Source organism: Escherichia albertii (assembly GCF_028622335.1).
GTDB classification, from domain to species: Bacteria; Pseudomonadota; Gammaproteobacteria; order Enterobacterales; family Enterobacteriaceae; genus Escherichia; species Escherichia albertii.
The window spans coordinates 1,054,215-1,074,240 of record NZ_CP117568.1; the positions used below are offsets into that span (position 1 = coordinate 1,054,215).

Consider the following 20,026-nt stretch of genomic DNA (forward strand, 5'->3'; position numbering starts at 1 on the left):
AAATGACAGACAACACTCGTTTACGCATAGCTATGCAGAAATCCGGCCGTTTAAGTGATGATTCACGCGAATTACTGGCGCGCTGTGGCATTAAAATTAATCTTCACACTCAGCGCCTGATCGCAATGGCTGAAAACATGCCGATTGATATTCTGCGCGTGCGTGACGACGACATTCCCGGTCTGGTAATGGACGGCGTGGTTGACCTTGGGATTATCGGCGAAAACGTGCTGGAAGAAGAGTTGCTTAACCGCCGTGCCCAGGGTGAAGATCCGCGTTACTTTACCCTGCGTCGTCTGGATTTCGGCGGTTGTCGCCTGTCGCTGGCAACACCGGTTGATGAAGCCTGGGACGGCCCGCTGTCCTTAAACGGCAAACGTATCGCCACCTCTTATCCTCACCTGCTCAAGCGTTATCTCGACCAGAAAGGTATCTCTTTTAAATCCTGCTTACTGAACGGTTCTGTTGAAGTGGCCCCGCGCGCCGGGCTGGCGGATGCGATTTGCGATCTGGTTTCCACCGGCGCCACGCTGGAAGCTAACGGTCTGCGCGAAGTCGAAGTTATTTATCGCTCGAAAGCCTGTCTGATCCAACGCGACGGCGAAATGGAAGAATCCAAACAGCAACTGATCGACAAACTACTGACCCGAATTCAGGGCGTGATCCAGGCGCGCGAATCAAAATACATCATGATGCACGCACCGACCGAACGTCTGGATGACGTCATCGCCCTGCTGCCAGGTGCCGAACGCCCAACCATTCTGCCACTGGCGGGTGACCAACAACGCGTAGCGATGCACATGGTCAGCAGCGAAACCCTGTTCTGGGAAACGATGGAAAAACTGAAAGCGCTGGGTGCCAGTTCAATCCTGGTGCTGCCGATTGAGAAGATGATGGAGTGATCGCCATGAGCTTTAACACAATCATTGACTGGAATAGCTGTACTGCGGAGCAACAACGCCAGCTGTTAATGCGCCCGGCGATCTCCGCTTCTGAAAGCATTACCCGCACTGTTAACGATATTCTCGATAACGTAAAAATCCGCGGTGATGATGCCCTGCGGGAATACAGCACGAAGTTTGATAAAACCACCGTTACTACGCTTAAAGTATCTGCTGAAGAAATTACCGCCGCCAGCGAACGTCTGAGCGACGACCTGAAACAGGCAATGGCGGTTGCGGTAAAAAATATTGAAGCCTTCCACACTGCGCAAAAACTATCGCCGGTAGATGTCGAAACCCAGCCAGGCGTACGTTGCCAGCAAGTCACTCGCCCGGTGGCTTCGGTGGGTTTGTATATTCCTGGCGGCTCCGCCCCGCTCTTCTCAACGGTATTAATGCTGGCGACTCCGGCGCGTATTGCCGGCTGTAATAAAGTGGTGCTGTGCTCACCGCCGCCGATTGCCGATGAAATTCTTTACGCAGCGCAACTGTGTGGCGTGCAGGACGTGTTTAACGTCGGTGGCGCACAGGCCATTGCCGCGCTGGCGTTTGGTACAGAATCCGTGCCGAAAGTGGACAAAATCTTCGGACCAGGTAACGCCTTTGTCACCGAGGCAAAACGTCAGGTAAGTCAGCGTCTGGACGGTGCGGCGATCGATATGCCCGCAGGCCCATCAGAAGTATTGGTGATTGCCGACAACGGCGCTACGCCGGATTTCGTGGCTTCTGATTTGCTCTCCCAGGCTGAACACGGCCCGGATTCGCAGGTAATTTTACTGACGCCCGATGCTGAGATGGCGCGTCGCGTTGCCGAAGCTGTCGAACGCCAGCTGGCAGAACTGCCGCGTGCTGAAACCGCCCGCCAGGCACTGAGCGCCAGCCGCCTGATTGTGACTAAAGATTTAGCGCAATGCGTAGAGATCTCCAACCTCTACGGCCCGGAGCACCTGATCATTCAGACCCGCAACGCTCGCGAACTGGTCGATGGCATCACCAGCGCCGGTTCGGTATTTCTTGGTGACTGGTCACCGGAATCGGCGGGCGACTATGCCTCCGGCACCAACCACGTGCTGCCGACTTACGGTTACACCGCCACCTGTTCCAGCCTCGGGCTGGCAGATTTTCAGAAGCGCATGACCGTACAGGAACTGTCGAAAGAAGGGTTCTCCACGCTGGCGTCGACTATTGAAACACTGGCCGCTGCCGAGCGCCTGACCGCCCACAAAAATGCCGTTACTTTGCGTGTTAACGCCCTTAAGGAGCAAGCATGAGCACCGTGACTATTACCGATTTAGCGCGTGAAAATGTCCGCAACCTGACGCCGTATCAGTCGGCGCGTCGTCTGGGCGGTAACGGCGACGTCTGGCTGAATGCCAACGAATACCCCACAGCCGTGGAGTTTCAGCTTACTCAGCAAACGCTCAACCGCTACCCGGAATGCCAGCCGAAAGCGGTGATTGAAAATTACGCGCAGTATGCAGGCGTAAAACCGGAGCAGGTGCTGGTCAGCCGTGGCGCGGACGAAGGTATTGAACTGCTGATTCGTGCTTTTTGCGAACCGGGTAAAGACGCCATTCTCTATTGCCCGCCAACGTACGGTATGTACAGCGTCAGTGCGGAAACCATTGGTGTCGAATGCCGTACGGTGCCGACGCTGGAAAACTGGCAACTGGACTTGCAGGGCATTTCCGACAAGCTGGATGACGTGAAAGTGGTCTATGTTTGCAGCCCCAACAACCCGACCGGGCAACTGATCAACCCGCAGGATTTTCGCACATTGCTGGAGTTAACCCGCGGCAAGGCAATTGTGGTCGCCGATGAAGCCTATATTGAGTTTTGCCCACAGGCCTCGCTGGCTGGCTGGCTGGCGGAATATCCGCATCTGGCTATTTTGCGTACCCTTTCGAAAGCTTTTGCTCTGGCAGGGCTTCGTTGCGGATTTACGCTGGCAAACGAAGAAGTCATCAACCTGCTGATGAAAGTGATCGCCCCCTACCCGCTCTCGACGCCGGTTGCCGACATTGCGACCCAGGCGTTAAGCCCGCAGGGAATCGTCGCCATGCGCGAACGAGTAGCGACAATCATTGCAGAACGCGAATACCTGATTGCCGCACTGAAAGAGATCCCCTGCGTGGAGCAGGTTTTCGACTCGGAAACCAACTACATTCTGGCGCGCTTTAAAGCCTCCAGCGCAGTGTTTAAATCTTTGTGGGATCAGGGCATTATCTTACGTGATCAGAATAAACACCCCTCTTTAAGCGGCTGCCTGCGAATTACCGTCGGAACCCGTGAAGAAAGCCAGCGCGTCATTGACGCCTTACGTGCGGAGCAAGTTTGATGAGTCAGAAGTATCTTTTTATCGATCGCGATGGAACCCTGATTAGCGAACCGCCGAGTGATTTTCAGGTGGACCGTTTTGACAAACTCGCCTTTGAACCAGGCGTGATCCCGGAACTGCTAAAGCTGCAAAAAGCGGGCTACAAGCTGGTGATGATCACCAATCAGGATGGTCTGGGAACACAAAGTTTCCCGCAGGCGGATTTCGATGGTCCGCACAATCTGATGATGCAGATCTTCACCTCGCAAGGCGTACAGTTTGATGAAGTGCTGATTTGCCCACACCTGCCCGCCGATGAATGCGACTGCCGTAAGCCGAAAGTAAAGCTGGTAGAGCGTTATCTCGCTGAACAAGCGATGGACCGTGCCAACAGTTATGTGATTGGCGATCGCGCGACCGACATTCAACTGGCTGAAAACATGGGTATTACTGGTTTACGCTACGACCGAGAAACCCTGAACTGGCCGATGATTGGCGAGCAACTCACCAGACGTGATCGTTACGCCCACGTAGTGCGCAACACCAAAGAGACGCAGATTGACGTTCAGGTGTGGCTGGATCGCGAAGGCGACAGCAAAATTAACACTGGCGTTGGCTTCTTTGATCATATGCTGGATCAGATCGCGACCCACGGCGGTTTCCGTATGGTAATCAACGTTAAAGGCGATCTCTATATCGACGATCACCACACCGTCGAAGATACCGGACTGGCGCTGGGCGAAGCGTTAAAAATTGCTCTTGGCGACAAACGTGGTATTTGCCGCTTTGGTTTTGTGCTGCCGATGGACGAATGCCTTGCCCGTTGCGCACTGGATATCTCTGGTCGCCCGCACCTGGAATATAAAGCGGAATTTACCTACCAGCGCGTGGGCGATCTCAGCACCGAAATGATCGAGCATTTCTTCCGTTCGCTCTCTTACACCATGGGCGTGACGCTGCACCTGAAAACCAAAGGTAAAAACGATCACCACCGTGTAGAGAGCCTGTTCAAAGCCTTTGGTCGGACCCTGCGCCAGGCCATCCGCGTGGAAGGCGACACCCTGCCCTCGTCGAAAGGAGTGCTGTAATGAACGTGGTGATCCTTGATACCGGTTGCGCCAATCTGAATTCGGTGAAGTCTGCCATTATGCGTCACGGTTATGAACCCAAAGTCAGCCGTGACCCGGACGTGGTGTTGCTGGCCGATAAACTGTTTTTACCCGGCGTCGGCACCGCACAAGCGGCAATGGACCAGGTGCGTGAGCGTGAGCTGTTTGATCTCATCAAAGCCTGTACCCAACCGGTGCTGGGCATCTGCCTGGGGATGCAACTGCTTGGACGGCGTAGCGAAGAGAGCAACGGCGTCGATTTGCTGGGCATCATCGACGAAGATGTGTCGAAAATGACCGACTTTGGTCTGCCGCTGCCGCATATGGGCTGGAACCGCGTTTATCCGCAGGCAGGCAACCGCCTGTTTCAGGGGATTGAAGATGGCGCGTATTTTTACTTTGTTCACAGCTATGCCATGTCGGTCAATCCGTGGACCATCGCCCAGTGCAACTACGGTGAACCGTTCAGCGCGGCGGTGCAAAAAGATAACTTCTACGGCGTGCAGTTCCACCCGGAGCGTTCTGGTGCCGCTGGCGCTAAGTTGCTGAAAAACTTCCTGGAGATGTGATGATTATTCCTGCATTAGATTTAATCGACGGCACCGTGGTGCGTCTCCATCAGGGCGATTACGGCAAACAGCGTGATTACGGTAACGACCCGCTGCCGCGCTTACAGGATTACGCCGCGCAGGGTGCCGAAGTGTTGCATCTGGTGGATCTGACCGGGGCAAAAGATCCGGCTAAACGTCAAATCCCGCTGATTAAAACCCTGGTGGCGGGCGTTAACGTTCCGGTGCAGGTTGGCGGCGGTGTGCGTAGCGAAGAAGACGTAGCGGCGTTACTGGAAGCAGGCGTTGCACGCGTGGTGGTTGGCTCCACCGCGGTGAAATCCCCAGAAATGGTGAAAGGTTGGTTTGAACGCTTCGGTGCCGATGCCTTAGTGCTGGCGCTGGATGTCCGTATTGACGAGCAAGGCAATAAACAGGTGGCAGTGAGCGGCTGGCAAGAGAACTCGGGCGTTTCGCTGGAACAACTGGTGGAAATCTATCTGCCCGTCGGCCTGAAACATGTGCTGTGTACCGATATCTCGCGCGACGGCACGCTGGCAGGTTCTAACGTCTCTTTATATGAAGAGGTGTGCGCCAGATATCCGCAGGTGGCATTTCAGTCCTCCGGCGGCATTGGCGACATTGATGATGTCGCTGCCCTGCGTGGTACTGGCGTGCGCGGCGTAATAGTTGGTCGCGCATTACTGGAAGGTAAATTCACCGTGAAGGAGGCCATCGCATGCTGGCAAAACGCATAATTCCGTGTCTCGACGTTCGTGATGGTCAGGTGGTGAAAGGCGTACAGTTTCGCAACCATGAAATCATTGGCGATATCGTGCCGCTGGCAAAACGCTACGCCGAAGAAGGTGCAGACGAACTGGTGTTCTACGATATCACCGCTTCCAGCGATGGACGTGTGGTAGATAAAAGCTGGGTATCTCGCGTGGCGGAGGTTATCGACATTCCGTTCTGCGTGGCGGGTGGGATTAAGTCGCTGGATGACGCCGCCAAAATTCTTTCTTTTGGCGCGGATAAAATTTCCATCAACTCTCCTGCGCTGGCAGACCCGACGTTAATTACCCGTCTGGCGGATCGCTTTGGTGTGCAATGTATTGTGGTCGGCATTGATACCTGGTACGACGCTGAAACCGATAAATATCATGTGAATCAATATACCGGCGATGAAAGTCGCACCCGCGTCACGCAATGGGAAACACTCGACTGGGTACAGGAAGTGCAAAAACGCGGTGCCGGAGAAATCGTCCTCAATATGATGAATCAGGACGGCGTGCGTAACGGTTACGATCTCGAGCAGCTGAAAAAAGTGCGTGAAGTTTGCCACGTCCCGCTGATCGCCTCCGGTGGCGCGGGCACCATGGAACACTTCCTCGAAGCCTTCCGCGATGCAGACGTTGACGGCGCGCTGGCAGCTTCCGTATTCCACAAACAAATAATCAATATTGGTGAATTAAAAGCGTACCTGGCAACACAGGGCGTGGAGATCAGGATATGTTAACAGAGCAACAACGCCGCGAACTGGACTGGGAAAAAACCGACGGACTGATGCCGGTGATTGTGCAACATGCGGTATCCGGCGAAGTGTTAATGCTGGGCTACATGAACCCGGAAGCCTTAGATAAAACCATCGAAAGCGGCAAAGTCACCTTCTTCTCGCGTACTAAACAGCGCTTGTGGACCAAAGGCGAAATCTCGGGCAATTTCCTCAACGTGGTGAGCATTGCGCCGGACTGCGACAACGACACCCTGCTGGTGCTGGCGAATCCTATCGGCCCAACCTGCCACAAAGGCACCAGCAGCTGCTTCGGCGACACCGCTCACCAGTGGCTGTTCCTGTATCAACTGGAGCAGTTGCTCGCCGAACGCAAATCTGCCGACCCGGAAACCTCCTACACAGCCAAACTGTATGCCAGCGGTACCAAGCGCATCGCGCAGAAAGTGGGCGAAGAAGGCGTGGAAACTGCACTGGCCGCGACGGTACATGACCGCTTTGAGCTGACCAACGAGGCGTCTGACCTGATGTATCACCTGCTGGTATTGTTGCAGGATCAGGATCTGGACTTAACGACGGTGATTGAGAACCTGCGCAAACGGCATCAGTGAGTTGCGGGGTAAGCGGATGCGATATGTTGTTGTCGCACCCGGAGCCATTGCCCGATGCGCAAGCTTATCGTGCCTACACATTATCTCAACACACGTAGGCCGGATAAGATGCGCCAGCATCGCATCCGGCAAAAAAACGGGCAAGGTGTCACCACCCTGCCCGTTTCCCTTAATGCACAATAATATTATTTCGCGTTGTAATTACGCAGTGCGTTACGCCCCAGCACAATCCCCGCGCCAGCCATACCGCCCAGCAGCACAGCCAGAATCAAGGTAATTGCCTTTTTCGGGCTATCGCGACGAATGGGTAACGTCGGTTTCATCACGTAACGGTAAGCGTGAATATCGAGATCATCAACGTTCAGATTTTCGATATCCAGCAAATTTTGACGAGTCTGATAATAGTTTGGAGAAAACACCAGCGGACGGGTCGCTTCATGCTTGATCATCGACTCCAGCGCTTCGCTACCCAACAGGAACAACGTGTCCTGAGTAATGTCATCCCCGGTCTGCTGAATCTGCGGCTTGATAACCTGCGCCTGATTCGCGTACTGCAACGCTTCCTGAATCTGGCGGATACGCAAATCTTTCTGCTCCTGCGCTACCACTTCCTGCGTTTTCAGAGAATCCTGTAAGGATTTCATACGCAATGCAATGTTGTCCTGTAAATCCTTGTGCAATTCCACGTTCACTTTATCGTCAACTTGCTGAATATAAGCAGCAAGTTGCTTCTGAGCATCTTCCGCAGTCGGCCCGACATAAGAGACAACTAACGGCAATGGCTGATTTTTAACAGAAGGCTCGATAGTCAGCTTTTCAGGTTCTTCCTGATTATCCAGCGCTTCGGCTAAAGCAGAAAACGCAGTGCTGTAACGACCAATCAACGTGGTCTGAAGCTCAGATACTTTCGGTGCGGCCTGACCGTAGATAGCATTCATGGCATCGGTATAGCCAGCGATTTGCCCCACATCGGGTTGAGTGATGATAGCAGTGGAAGTCCATTTTTCTTTGGCAACAGCCAGATAGCCTATTGCGAGGGCTATCGCCACAATGACAGAGATGATGATTGTCATCTTGCCACGCCACAACTGCATTAATAAGTCAATTAAATCAATTTGTTCCGGATCATAGTTTTGCCCGGATACATTATTATTTTCTACTCTCATCATTACCCTAACAGGCGAAAATTTCAGGTCGCCATAGTTTAGCGATAATCCGCATGAATGCTATAGGATAAATAATAAAATTAATGAATAATCATACAATCGGTGAGCCACAATCAGGGCGATAATCGCCCTGATTACAGTAGGTTAATCACTACCAAAGAGATCGCGGGTGTAGACCTTATCAGCGACATCTTTAAGCTCTTCTGCCATACGGTTGGAGATAATGATATCGGCTTGTTGTTTGAAGGTGGCGAGATCGCGCTCCAGACGCGAGTTGAAGAATGAGTCTTCTTTCATTACTGGTTCATAGATGATTACTTCTACGCCTTTCGCCTTGATACGCTTCATAATTCCCTGAATAGAAGACGCCCGGAAGTTATCTGAACCACTCTTCATAATAAGGCGATAGATCCCCACCACTTGCGGCTTACGTGACAAAATGGCATCCGCAATAAAGTCTTTACGCGTACGGTTAGCATCGACAATTGCCGAGATCAGGTTATTCGGCACAGACTGATAATTCGCCAGTAGTTGCTTAGTATCTTTCGGCAAGCAGTAGCCACCATAGCCAAACGACGGATTGTTGTAATGGTTGCCAATACGCGGGTCAAGGCAAACACCTTCGATAATCTGACGCGTATTGAGACCTAAACTTTCTGCATAGCTATCCAGTTCGTTAAAGTACGCTACGCGCATTGCCAGATAGGTGTTGGCAAACAGTTTAATCGCTTCTGCTTCAGTGGAGTCGGTAAACAGGGTCGGGATATTTTGCTTAATGGCCCCTTCCTGTAATAACGCAGCAAAACGCTCTGCACGTTCAGAACGCTCACCAATAACAATGCGGGATGGATGAAGGTTATCGTAAAGGGCTTTGCCTTCGCGGAGGAATTCTGGGGAAAAGATAATGTTCTCAATATGATATTTCGTCTGCATTGCCGCGGTAAAACCAACCGGGACAGTAGACTTGATAACCATAACCGCAAATGGGTTTATTTCAATAACATCCTGAATGACAGATTCCACACTAGACGTATTGAAATAATTTGTTTTTGGATCGTAGTCTGTAGGCGTTGCGATGATTACGTAATCTGCATTCCGATAGGCTTCTTTTTTATCTAACGTGGCGTTAAATCGAATTTCATCTGACTGCAAAAAATTTTGAATCTCTTTGTCAACGACAGGAGATATCCGATCATTCAGCATTGCAACACGTGAAGGCAAAATATCTAATGCAACAACCTCATGGTTTTGTGCGATTAGAAGCCCATTCGACAGGCCCACATAGCCGGTACCGGAAATGGTAATTTTCATTTCATGCTCTCAGAATTAACTTAACTGTGAATCATGATGTTTTAGCATCCTGATAGAAGTTAAAATTTTTAGCGCTACGCTGATCCCAGCATCAGCGTAGCAATAAAATCAGACTTTACTTATAAGAGTAGCTGATATTTATTAAGTTAATATTAAGCAATGAAATTTAATCTATAGGATTATAGGCAAAAAAAAACCCGGCAATATATGCCGGGCCTCAATTTATTGCTGATTAAATCAGATTAAACCAACCATTCGGTATGGAACACACCTTCTTTATCAATGCGTTTATAAGTATGCGCACCGAAATAGTCGCGTTGTGCCTGGATCAGGTTCGCAGGCAGCACCGCGGCACGGTAGCTATCGTAATAGGCAACCGCAGCGGCGAAGGTTGGAACCGGAATACCGTTTTGCACTGCATAAGCGACGACATCACGCAGTGCCTGTTGGTAGTCATCGGCGATTTTCTTGAAATACGGAGCCAACAGCAGGTTAGCGATTTTTGGATTTTCGGCATACGCATCGGTGATTTTCTGCAAGAACTGCGCGCGAATAATGCAGCCAGCACGGAAAATCTTCGCGATTTCACCGTAGTTCAGATCCCAGTTGTACTCTTCAGACGCGGCACGCAGTTGAGAGAAGCCCTGAGCATAAGAAACGATTTTGCCAAGATACAGCGCACGGCGAACTTTCTCGATAAACTCCACTTTGTCGCCTGCTGGCTGTGTCTGAGGACCAGACAGAACTTTAGACGCGGCAACACGCTGCTCTTTCAGAGAAGAGATATAACGAGCAAACACAGACTCGGTAATCAACGACAGCGGCTCGCCGAGATCCAGCGCACTCTGACTGGTCCATTTACCGGTGCCTTTGTTAGCCGCTTCATCCAGGATCACATCAACCAGGTAGTTACCATCTTCATCTTTTTTAGTGAAGATATCTTTGGTGATGTCGATCAGGTAGCTACTCAGTTCACCGTTATTCCACTCTGTGAAAGTCTGTGCCAGCTCTTCGTTGGAGAGATTCAGACCACCTTTCAGCAGTGAATAAGCTTCGGCAATCAACTGCATATCACCGTATTCAATACCGTTGTGAACCATCTTCACATAGTGACCTGCGCCGTCTGCGCCAATATAGGTAACGCACGGTTCGCCATCTTCAGCTACGGCGGCGATTTTGGTCAGGATCGGCGCAACCAGTTCATAGGCTTCTTTCTGACCGCCAGGCATGATGGAAGGACCTTTCAGCGCGCCTTCTTCACCACCGGAAACTCCGGTACCGATGAAGTTAAAGCCTTCTGCAGAAAGCTCACGGTTACGACGAATGGTGTCCTGGAAGAAGGTGTTACCACCATCAATGATGATGTCACCTTTGTCGAGGTATGGCTTGAGGGAATCAATAGCAGCATCCGTGCCTGCACCTGCTTTCACCATTAACAGGATGCGACGAGGCGTTTCCAGAGATTCAACAAATTCTTTCACCGTATAGTAAGGAACCAGTTTCTTGCCTGGATTTTCAGCAATCACTTCTTCCGTCTTCTCACGGGAACGGTTGAAAATAGAGACGGTATAACCACGGCTTTCGATGTTGAGCGCAAGGTTGCGCCCCATCACTGCCATACCGACGACGCCGATCTGTTGCTTTGACATTATTTACTCCTGTCAGGGGGAATCACCGCGGGATGTACGCTGCTTAGATGATTGAATATGCTAACTCAGAAAATTTTTATTCAACAGTCTCCATCGACCAAAGTACAACAAACTCGATCCGGTGACAGTGAGCTGCGGAAAAAATTCTGCCCAACATAAAATCATCTAGCAAACACTTATTAACACGAAGAGAACAACTCGTAGAATAACTTACCATTCTTATCTTTTTCAGATAGTTTTGGGTTTTCAATTCGCCAGTTGATACCTAAAGAAGGATCGTTCCAGAGTAAGCATACTTCTGAATTAGGATCGTAGTAATTGGTGCATTTGTATTCAAAATCCGCAATAACAGATAGCACAACAAAACCATGAGCCAGCCCTGGTGGAATCCAAAACTGGCGCTTATTTTCTTCACTAAGAATTACTCCTTCCCACTGTCCGAAAGTTGGAGAATCTTTGCGAATATCAACAGCAACATCAAACACCTCGCCTCTCACAACGCGAACAAGTTTCCCTTGGGGGTTTTTAGTTTGGAAATGCAAACCACGTAAAACTCCCTGAGATGAACGCGAATGATTATCCTGCACAAAATCAAGATCAATATTTAGCATTTCCTTATAACGATCCTTCTGGAAAGTTTCGAGGAAGAAACCACGCTCATCACCAAATACTTTTGGTTCAATTATTTTTACATCGTGGATTTTTGTATCAATAATATTCATTTTTATTCACCAATTAATAGGCACCATCACGTCTAAGAACAACGCTAATAGTTTTAAATAAGATGGCAATATCGTTCCATAATGACCAGTTTTTCACATACCATGCATCGAAGTAGACACGAGTTTCGTAATTAATATCATTACGACCACTTACTTGCCATAAACCAGTCATACCCGGTTTGGCCATTAGATAATAGTCTACATCATCACTATACTTTATTAACTCATCATGAACTATCGGTCTCGGACCAACCAAACTCATCTCACCTTTAAGTACGTTAAATAACTGAGGCAACTCATCCAAACTTGATTTACGGATGAAATGGCCAATTTTTGTTATACGTGGATCATTTTTGAGCTTGAAATCCTTTTCCCACTCCTGCCTAGCACTTTCATTATTCGCAAGTAACTCTGCTAAAACTTCCTGAGAATTAAGGATCATTGATCTGAATTTCAGGCATTTAAAGCGTTTACCATTCCTGCCGATGCGCTCATGTCCATAAAAAGCTGGCCCTCCATCTTTTTTTACCTGAAAATAGAGATATGCCAGTAGTGGTGAGGAAACTAAAATGATTATTAAGGCACCCAAGAGATCAAACACTCTCTTCGCAAATCTTGATGTCCATTTAGCAAGATTGTTATTTACTCTTAAAATCATCACCTCATGACTAAATATAAATGCCATATCCGTACCATACAGTGGCAATCCGCGGATTGTAGGAATAACTGAGACATGTCGAAATTTATATTTCGATAATTCTTTTATCCAATTATTTCTTTCTTCAATTTGCTCAGACTCAACTGCGATAATAATTTGAGTGGATTTATTCGTGATTCTCTTAATCACATTAATATCCGCATCAATAACAGGTCGTCCATATATTTTATCTTCATGTTCCAACTTGCCGATAAAGCAGCTAACTTTAAACCCTAAATTCTTTTCACTATTTATAGCTAGATAGGCATCTCGAGCATTTTTACCACATCCTATGATAATCGTATCACGCTGCCACAGGCCAATTTTATCCAAAACTCGGCGAACGAATGAACGACCTAAAGGTAGAAATATAAATGTAAGGACCCAAGTGAACCCCCACAAGTAACGGGAAAAATGCCACTTTGAAAAAGCGTTAATTGCAAGTTCAATAACAGCGAATATTACTAAGGTACGAAGTATTTCCTTTAGTTCGAACCAGAAAGGCTTACGGTAAGAATAATGTCTTAATCGTATCCAAAACCAACCAACACAGATTATACTAAGAACAATGTGAGCAATTATTTTATCATCAAATTCATTCTGTGGAATAAATGCAGGGAGATTATTAAATAGATATTCAACTAAATAAATTGACACCCAAAAGGAAATTAGTAAAATTATAAAATCGCTTATCGCACTCGTTATTTTTTCGATAATTAACATCAAATTACCATTCATATAAACCTCGCCACAGCATTTATTCCCAGAAATTTTTATGCATACTACACTTCTTGGTTATAGTGGAAGATAGCAGTTTATATCTTTTTCCTAATTGATATCCAAGAAACTTGGCGGCATTATTTAAGAGTGCGGAAAAGAAAAAAACAGGAGCTGCTTTCATAATATATTGAAATTCAGATATAAGAAACTTTTTCCCTTCCCCTCCTGCCCCACCAAACTCCTTACGGATCCAACTTTGCTCTGAATGAAATACACCAATATCGAAATATCTGGCAAATTCCTCTTTACATGTATAGTTATGAGAATGCTTTACGGTAGCATTAGCCGCATAACCCACATGATAATTATGCAATAAGGCAGTCGCTGCATAAAGCATATCTTCGCATAAGATGGTATTCATAGCGAAGCCACCCAATTCAAGAAAGGCTGATACTCTATATGCAGAAAAAGAGTTTGACATGAATACAGCTTTCAGGCCTAGTTCTTTAGCGCTATCCTTCGAGACTACATAGCTGTTATCTGAATAATTAAATTTGCGTGCATGCTGGGCAATAACGTTTGCATTATCGTGTGGAAGTTGCTTTCCATATATTGCAGCCAATTTTTCATTTGCAATAAACATGTCAACTATATTATTAATAGAATGCTCACTTGTTAATATAGCATCTTGCGTCATAAAAAACACGAGGTCGCTGCTTGATGATAAGTGATTCACCCCAAGATTTCTTGTACCACCATGATTGAAATCGCTTGAATTTATTTCAATCAATTCAAACCCATGATCTTTAGCAATCCCGACAGATAAGTCTTTAGAACCAGAATCAATAACTAAAACTTTCCCATTAAAATATTTACTTATACTTTCCGCTGAACGTTCCCAAAGAGCACCTCCATTATAGGTTGGCACAACCATTGAAATGCGTAGATTACTCATATTTGCGTTTAACCTGCTTCACTTGCTCCAAAAATGAAGTACCATTTTGTAGATCAGGTTCTAAATGGCATCCTTCAGCCCATTCATTCCAAGCATTAATAAAAACTATTGTTTCTGTAAGACCATTATTCGCGGCAAATTCACTTGCCTCATCGAGCCAATAACCGAAAATGTCCGCCTCATTATTTTGTATTATAGTTGGAGTTACCCTCCTGGCAGAATTATCCCAGCTAGGAAATATTGCAGGTATAACTTTGCTAGGTTTGGTTGCATAACTATGAACAATATTCTCTACCATATGTTTATAAGAAATTTTGTTTACAGCGGAAATATTTCGTTTAAGATACTGAAAAAATGTATTCGGCAATAATTTCCTGGCAATATCAACGAAAAATTGCTCTTTAGTCTTAATAGTTGGGAAATCAGTTCTGTTAGGCTGAAAATCCACAACAGCATCGAAGTAGTGAGAAAAAATTTCATCATAAGATGCTGTGACAAATCCATTTCTCACGCATATAAAATAAAGACCATTTAAACCGTTATCAATCGCCATTTTATTCCAAGTTTGGATAAAGTTATCAATATCTGGAATATTGTCATATCGATAAAGTAAGAAAACGGGTCTATTGTCAATCTTAATATATCTATTATCCTTTAAGAAGGGTAATAAATAATTAAAATGTTCAAGAGAATCTTCTTCGGTGTAATCCTGCTTTATCAGAACCTCTCGTTCCATACCGTCCCAAGCGCGAGTCCAGTTTTCATTAGCCCAACAAATACAAAACGGAAATTCTGGCTTCTTATCATGAAGTACAGCTTCTAAAGGCTTCTCCAGTAATAAATGTCCATTAAACCAATAGTGGTAATAACAGAATCCATCGATACCATATTCCAGAGCGAGTTGAGCTTGTTTTTCTCTCGTCTCAGGCACTCTTAAATCATAGAATCCCATTGTTGTAGGAATGTGAGGTTGATAATGGCCCTTGAATCGCGGTTTCGATTTGGCTACATTAAACCATTCAGTAAACCCTTCGCCCCACCACTCATTATTTTCTTTTATTGGATGATATTGAGGCAAATAAAATGCGATATATTTCATCTGTACGTCCATTAATAATAAATTATCATGATATTTATAAACAAGTAAATTTCAAATGCGTTTTGTTAGAAAGGAATATAAAAGCGATATGTTATCCATGATTGATTGTCTATATATTTTCCTTGATATTAAAAGTCTAACAAAACATAAAAGATCTCTATTCAATAAGACCTGATGAAGCTGTTCTAGAATATCCTTATTATCTTTAGTTAATTTATCTACATATAGTCGATAATATTCATCCAACTGAACAGAAAGTGACGGGTATTTATTTTTTTCTGTAGATATAAATTTGTTAATAATCTTGGAAAAACTCTTTTTCATACCTTCGATATTATTGCCATGTTGTCGGTATTTTATAAAAGATCTATCATCGAAAAATATAGTCCCTTCATTAATTAAAACAAGATAGAACCACCAATCATGCATTACAATCCTCTTGCTTTCGGGAATTCGCTCAACAATTCTTTGAAAAGCAAGACGATTCAGGACACATGTACATCCTGTGATTATATTTTCAACCAAAGCATTTGAAAAACTCAATCCCTTCTGTGGGAAGGGTGAGAGAAATTTAAAATTTAGAAATTCGTCAACAACTTTCAACCTCGAACAATATAATACGGGCCCACTAGTGTTTTTTATACAACTAATTGCTCGACTAACTTTATCGTGTTCCCAGAAATCATCCTGATCACAGAAGGCAAAATAATCATATTTATAAAAATCAACGGCCTTCATCAATTCAAAAAAACTAGCAACAACACCAACGTTGCTCCCCTTAAGCAGCATTATATTATCAAACTTTGATTGATAATATTTAATTATATTTATCGTTTCGTCACTAGAACCATCATCTCGAATAAAAATATCTGATTTATCATCCAAGGACATTAAACTATCAAGCTGTTCCCTGAGATACTTCTCACCATTATATGTTGACATCAATATTACAACTTTCATTTTTCTCTCACCCAATTTTACCATTCTTTTTAAATTTGCACCAACTAAACACCAAAGGGTATAAGAGTATTAATGATAGTGATGCATAAACCAACATATTGGTAAAGCAGCACAATACTAATAAGATTGTACATACAGAAAACTGCACGTAGTATATGGAATCTTTAGGACATAATGCTAAGAATAGTAATGGAGTCATACACATGAAGAACAATAGTATCAGTGGTCCCAGCCAACCGATAAACACAAATGAGTCGGAGAAAATAGTGCCTACCGTTAAAAAATCAATTATACGATTTAATGGTGAATATTCTTCATCAAGCCCGAATAATATAGCGATTCTTTTACCTATAACATCAGGTAAGACCTCATAAACAACGAATTTTTCAATACCATTATTATCACTGTATCTAGCATAATAATTAATAGTACTCTGAAAATTTGCCATCGGTGAACTTGCGTATAAATAAGCCCAATAAAGAGGTGACAACACTTGCTGTTTGGCAAATATTGTGTCCGCATCCGTCGCGCGTATGATGTTGCTGACAGTAAAACTTTGGTCTCCTATTTGGGCTTGAGTTCTTAAATCCCCGGCCAGTCCAAAAAAATACATGATAGCCAAAGCAATACCTGTTAATTTAAATATTTTTTTTATGCTTATTCTTTTATACAAAATAAACATAAAAATAAAATTAAGAACACAAAAAACGATATAACTTCTATACATCAAGAGTATAAAAATCCATATACATACAAGAGATGACAGCAGTGATTTTTTAGAACCAAAACATAAGTAATCAAAAAATGATTTAATACAATAAAATGTAGTCAGCGAAGTAAAAAAGACATGTATCCCAGGGAATGTAAAATCACGATAATCATATTGATGACCAAGAAGCATCTCAATTAATGGTATTTTTCTATTATATGCAACTTCAACGCAGAAAAATACAACAACACTAACTAATGGTTTTATACTATATTTAAAAGTCTTATATTCATTCAGTATGTTACTATTTGAAGAGTTAAACCATCCGCGAATAACTGGATTTAAAACTGCCCCGATAAAGAACAAAAATAAGCAACTACCGATAATGAATATACTTAATGACTCAGAAACCTCTGGGTAAATACCCGACCATTTTATTGCAAACAGAACAAAGCTTAATAAAAAAGAAACACTTACTGTAAAATAGCAGTTACATAATATTCTCATAAAGACTCTCTATTATATAACTCAATAAAATCAATGGGCTTTAAGGCCATGCGTTTTAAAAACTCATTATCTATGTGAGATAAACTTATATTTAAACTATTATCTAAAAGAGCGATAAACTTTTTATTATCATAGTTTAACAAATCAATATTCTGTGAAAGAAGATTTGAATACCTGCAGCACTCTTTCATTTTATTTTCATAAGCCAGACTGATAACTTTAGTTTTATTTTTTACTGCGAGGACAACACCATGGTAACGCATACTAACGACTAACTCAGAATTAGCAACTTTTTCGTCATATTTAAAGAAGGTATTAACATCACTATCAATATGAGCATCACCTCCATACAGCTGAATACTATCTTTGATCATTTCCAAGAACCCAGACTCAGCCTCCGAAGCATATAAGTGAGGCAATATTCTTATGATATAATTATTTTTTGCCGCAAACTCAGATAGAGAAGGTAGTATCTCCTCTTTTAAGATATTTCCCTCGTTTTTACCTCTAAAATCAACATGCCAGTTGCTAAGCTGAGTTGGTATAAATGTTATTATCTTTTTGCCGCTATCAGGTGCCTTTTCATGAGGAGGAAGCAAAAATGCAGTATCGACACCCAATGATACGTTTATTTTTTTTGACCTCAAAAAATCAAACGATCTTTTTTCTCTGACAAACAAAATGCATTTCTTCAATACATTTAAAGATATAAAATTGAAAAGTCTGCTATTACTTTCTCCTATTGTATTCAGATGAAATATAACATTTTTATTTGCCATACGTGCAACTATTACATTAGCTAAATATGCCCAATCCTTGTAAATACCAATATTGGCTCCTCCCGGTGAGACTAAAACAGAGTCGTATTCTTGAGCTAATTTTTTTAGTTTCTTTAAGTAGCCATCTTTCCCTAATATAAATAGCACCGCTTCCTTCATCAACGTGTTTCTTGAGATGCTCAATTTATCAAAGTGGATAACATTCTCATGTTCAAACGGTATTTTAGTACCAGCCTTATTCCAAATATATGAAATTGCGACCTTGTGTCCCCGACTCACCAGCTCTGATACAAGTGCATACCCTGCAGCATCATCACCAAAATTATTCGTATGTTGATTAATAATCAAAATTTTCATCACAATGTCTCACCCAATTTTTTATTGTTAAAATATGATATCGAAATTAACATAGTTGGAATACGCAAAAACCAGACTAAAAAGCCGAGCTCAATAAACTCAACCTTAATTAATAAAAAAGACGCTAATGAAAATAAAGGAAGTGTGGCCATTTGTATTGTTAATATTTTTTTATGATTGCCCACAGCTTGCCCAATCGTCATGATAATCATGGTTAAACAGTTTAATACTGTAAAAAATGAAACTATATAAAAAATCCTCTTTAAATGAGTGTCAATTTCGACATGAAAAAGAATTGAAAATATTTTTTCATTAAAGCAATACAGTGTAAAGACAAATAAAGTTGACACCAAAATGCTACAAGAAACATAATTCTTTACATTAAGATATTTCATCAAATCGGTGCGCCTACTATTATGTGCCCCAGAACTAAAGAACTGAAATAGCACACCGGCTAAGATGCTTGGTATTGCATAACTCTTAATAATAATTTCTGAATATACCACATATTGGATCAGAATACTACCAGAGAAGCAGTTGAGTGCAAGAAAACGATCCCAATATAAAAAAGCGATACCTAACAGGCTTGCCATACCAACCGAGAGACAAAAGCTATAGAACTCCCTCGCATCTAAAGTTATAGATCGTTCTTGTTTTTCAAGATATTTAGTAAGCCTATTTTTTTTAATTGTATAATATAATAACTGAGCCAGAAGCATAAACCTCGACAATAAAACAGAAAAACATAAAACATATTCAATACGAATATGATATGATGCTAATATTACTGGCATACCATATGTAATCATATTGCATATATTTTTAGCAATTGAACTTTCTTTAAACCCCCCAACGCCTTCTATATAACCAGATAATGGAAAAGTGATAAATGATATAAAAATGATGACCAACCCAAGAAATTGTATATCGACTGGAATAATCCCCAGATACTGATTATTATAGCTGATGTTAAGTAAAAAATAAAAGAGTATCAATAATATAAGCACAACTGCCAAGTAAGAGTACCCATATAATAATATTGACTTAATATTATAGTTATTACTTGTAAATTTGCTCACACCGCGGCTGACACCACAATCAGAAAGATTTACAATACCAACAATAGTCCATAAAAATAAAAAGTACGACATTTCTGTCGCTGAGTAATTTTTTAATATCAATGGCACTGAAACGATTGAAATGGCAATACCACTTAATGTCCCGAATCCCACCCATGATACATTCTTCAAAAAAATCATCTGATATCGCTCAGAAAGTATTTATTAGTTAGGAATAAAAAAATAAAAGTTATGCTGACGATCTTTAGCCAAGAAAAACATCAGCATAAACTCCTAGTCG

The 20,026-nt window shown here is 43.7% G+C and carries 19 protein-coding genes; 8 read left to right on the forward strand and 11 right to left on the reverse strand.

The window, feature by feature from the left end:
- The first annotated feature begins 2 nt into the window (after positions 1–2).
- Genes hisG through hisIE form a run of 8 tightly spaced genes read left to right on the forward strand, consistent with a single transcriptional unit; the run spans position 3 to position 7,036 of the window.
- The gene (hisG, locus tag PS053_RS05260; protein ID WP_000131780.1) at positions 3–902 is read left to right on the forward strand and encodes an ATP phosphoribosyltransferase; all 900 of its coding nucleotides are present in this window, start codon (positions 3–5) and stop codon (positions 900–902) included.
- 5 nt (positions 903–907) lie between these two features.
- Positions 908–2,212, forward strand: a complete 1,305-nt coding sequence (hisD, locus tag PS053_RS05265) for a histidinol dehydrogenase (RefSeq protein ID WP_256878899.1) — start codon at positions 908–910, stop codon at positions 2,210–2,212.
- A complete protein-coding gene (gene hisC / locus PS053_RS05270; RefSeq protein WP_256878898.1) occupies positions 2,209–3,279 on the forward strand; it encodes a histidinol-phosphate transaminase in 1,071 nt (356 codons plus the stop codon). Before hisD ends, hisC begins: the two co-directional genes overlap by 4 nt.
- Positions 3,279–4,346: a bifunctional histidinol-phosphatase/imidazoleglycerol-phosphate dehydratase HisB gene (gene hisB / locus PS053_RS05275; RefSeq protein WP_000080104.1), complete on the forward strand. Its 1,068-nt coding sequence runs from the start codon at positions 3,279–3,281 to the stop codon at positions 4,344–4,346. The genes hisC and hisB overlap by 1 nt, the downstream gene beginning before the upstream one ends.
- Positions 4,346–4,936: an imidazole glycerol phosphate synthase subunit HisH gene (gene hisH / locus PS053_RS05280; RefSeq protein WP_256878897.1), complete on the forward strand. Its 591-nt coding sequence runs from the start codon at positions 4,346–4,348 to the stop codon at positions 4,934–4,936. The genes hisB and hisH overlap by 1 nt, the downstream gene beginning before the upstream one ends.
- Positions 4,936–5,673: a 1-(5-phosphoribosyl)-5-[(5-phosphoribosylamino)methylideneamino]imidazole-4-carboxamide isomerase gene (gene hisA, locus PS053_RS05285; RefSeq protein ID WP_032236641.1), complete on the forward strand. Its 738-nt coding sequence runs from the start codon at positions 4,936–4,938 to the stop codon at positions 5,671–5,673. Before hisH ends, hisA begins: the two co-directional genes overlap by 1 nt.
- Positions 5,655–6,431 (forward strand): imidazole glycerol phosphate synthase subunit HisF, encoded by a 777-nt coding sequence (hisF, locus tag PS053_RS05290; RefSeq protein ID WP_181588648.1) that lies wholly within the window; start codon positions 5,655–5,657, stop codon positions 6,429–6,431. Before hisA ends, hisF begins: the two co-directional genes overlap by 19 nt.
- On the forward strand, positions 6,425–7,036 hold the full coding sequence (gene hisIE / locus PS053_RS05295) for a bifunctional phosphoribosyl-AMP cyclohydrolase/phosphoribosyl-ATP diphosphatase HisIE (RefSeq protein WP_059236248.1): 612 nt from the start codon (positions 6,425–6,427) through the stop codon (positions 7,034–7,036). The genes hisF and hisIE overlap by 7 nt, the downstream gene beginning before the upstream one ends.
- A 185-nt stretch (positions 7,037–7,221) precedes the next feature.
- Here hisIE and wzzB read toward each other — a convergent pair whose 3' ends face one another.
- The 11 genes from wzzB to PS053_RS05350 form a co-directional block, all read right to left on the reverse strand.
- Positions 7,222–8,202 (reverse strand): LPS O-antigen chain length determinant protein WzzB, encoded by a 981-nt coding sequence (gene wzzB / locus PS053_RS05300; protein WP_256878983.1) that lies wholly within the window; start codon positions 8,200–8,202, stop codon positions 7,222–7,224.
- Positions 8,203–8,346: 144 nt separating this feature from the next.
- A complete protein-coding gene (gene ugd / locus PS053_RS05305; RefSeq protein WP_137646355.1) occupies positions 8,347–9,513 on the reverse strand; it encodes a UDP-glucose 6-dehydrogenase in 1,167 nt (388 codons plus the stop codon).
- A 242-nt stretch (positions 9,514–9,755) separates the two neighbouring features.
- A complete protein-coding gene (gndA, locus tag PS053_RS05310) occupies positions 9,756–11,162 on the reverse strand; it encodes an NADP-dependent phosphogluconate dehydrogenase (protein ID WP_256879437.1) in 1,407 nt (468 codons plus the stop codon).
- A gap of 179 nt (positions 11,163–11,341) precedes the next feature.
- Positions 11,342–11,884: a dTDP-4-dehydrorhamnose 3,5-epimerase gene (gene rfbC, locus PS053_RS05315; RefSeq protein ID WP_256879438.1), complete on the reverse strand. Its 543-nt coding sequence runs from the start codon at positions 11,882–11,884 to the stop codon at positions 11,342–11,344.
- Between the two features lie 13 nt (positions 11,885–11,897).
- Positions 11,898–13,304 (reverse strand): undecaprenyl-phosphate galactose phosphotransferase WbaP, encoded by a 1,407-nt coding sequence (gene wbaP, locus PS053_RS05320; protein WP_256907738.1) that lies wholly within the window; start codon positions 13,302–13,304, stop codon positions 11,898–11,900.
- Positions 13,305–13,338: 34 nt separating this feature from the next.
- A complete protein-coding gene (locus PS053_RS05325) occupies positions 13,339–14,256 on the reverse strand; it encodes a glycosyltransferase family 2 protein (RefSeq protein WP_256879440.1) in 918 nt (305 codons plus the stop codon).
- A complete protein-coding gene (locus tag PS053_RS05330; protein WP_256879441.1) occupies positions 14,249–15,355 on the reverse strand; it encodes a glycosyltransferase WbsX family protein in 1,107 nt (368 codons plus the stop codon). Before PS053_RS05330 ends, PS053_RS05325 begins: the two co-directional genes overlap by 8 nt.
- Before the next feature lie 51 nt (positions 15,356–15,406).
- Positions 15,407–16,315, reverse strand: coding sequence for a glycosyltransferase family 2 protein (locus PS053_RS05335; protein ID WP_256879442.1), 909 nt, complete (start codon positions 16,313–16,315; stop codon positions 15,407–15,409).
- Between the two features lie 7 nt (positions 16,316–16,322).
- The gene (locus tag PS053_RS05340) at positions 16,323–17,531 is read right to left on the reverse strand and encodes an O-antigen polymerase (RefSeq protein WP_256879443.1); all 1,209 of its coding nucleotides are present in this window, start codon (positions 17,529–17,531) and stop codon (positions 16,323–16,325) included.
- Complete coding sequence (locus PS053_RS05345; protein ID WP_256879444.1) at positions 17,528–18,667, reverse strand: polysaccharide pyruvyl transferase family protein; 1,140 nt, start codon at positions 18,665–18,667, stop codon at positions 17,528–17,530. The genes PS053_RS05340 and PS053_RS05345 overlap by 4 nt, the downstream gene beginning before the upstream one ends.
- Positions 18,667–19,917, reverse strand: coding sequence for a polysaccharide biosynthesis protein (locus PS053_RS05350; protein WP_256879445.1), 1,251 nt, complete (start codon positions 19,915–19,917; stop codon positions 18,667–18,669). The genes PS053_RS05345 and PS053_RS05350 overlap by 1 nt, the downstream gene beginning before the upstream one ends.
- Positions 19,918–20,026 lie beyond the last annotated feature (109 nt).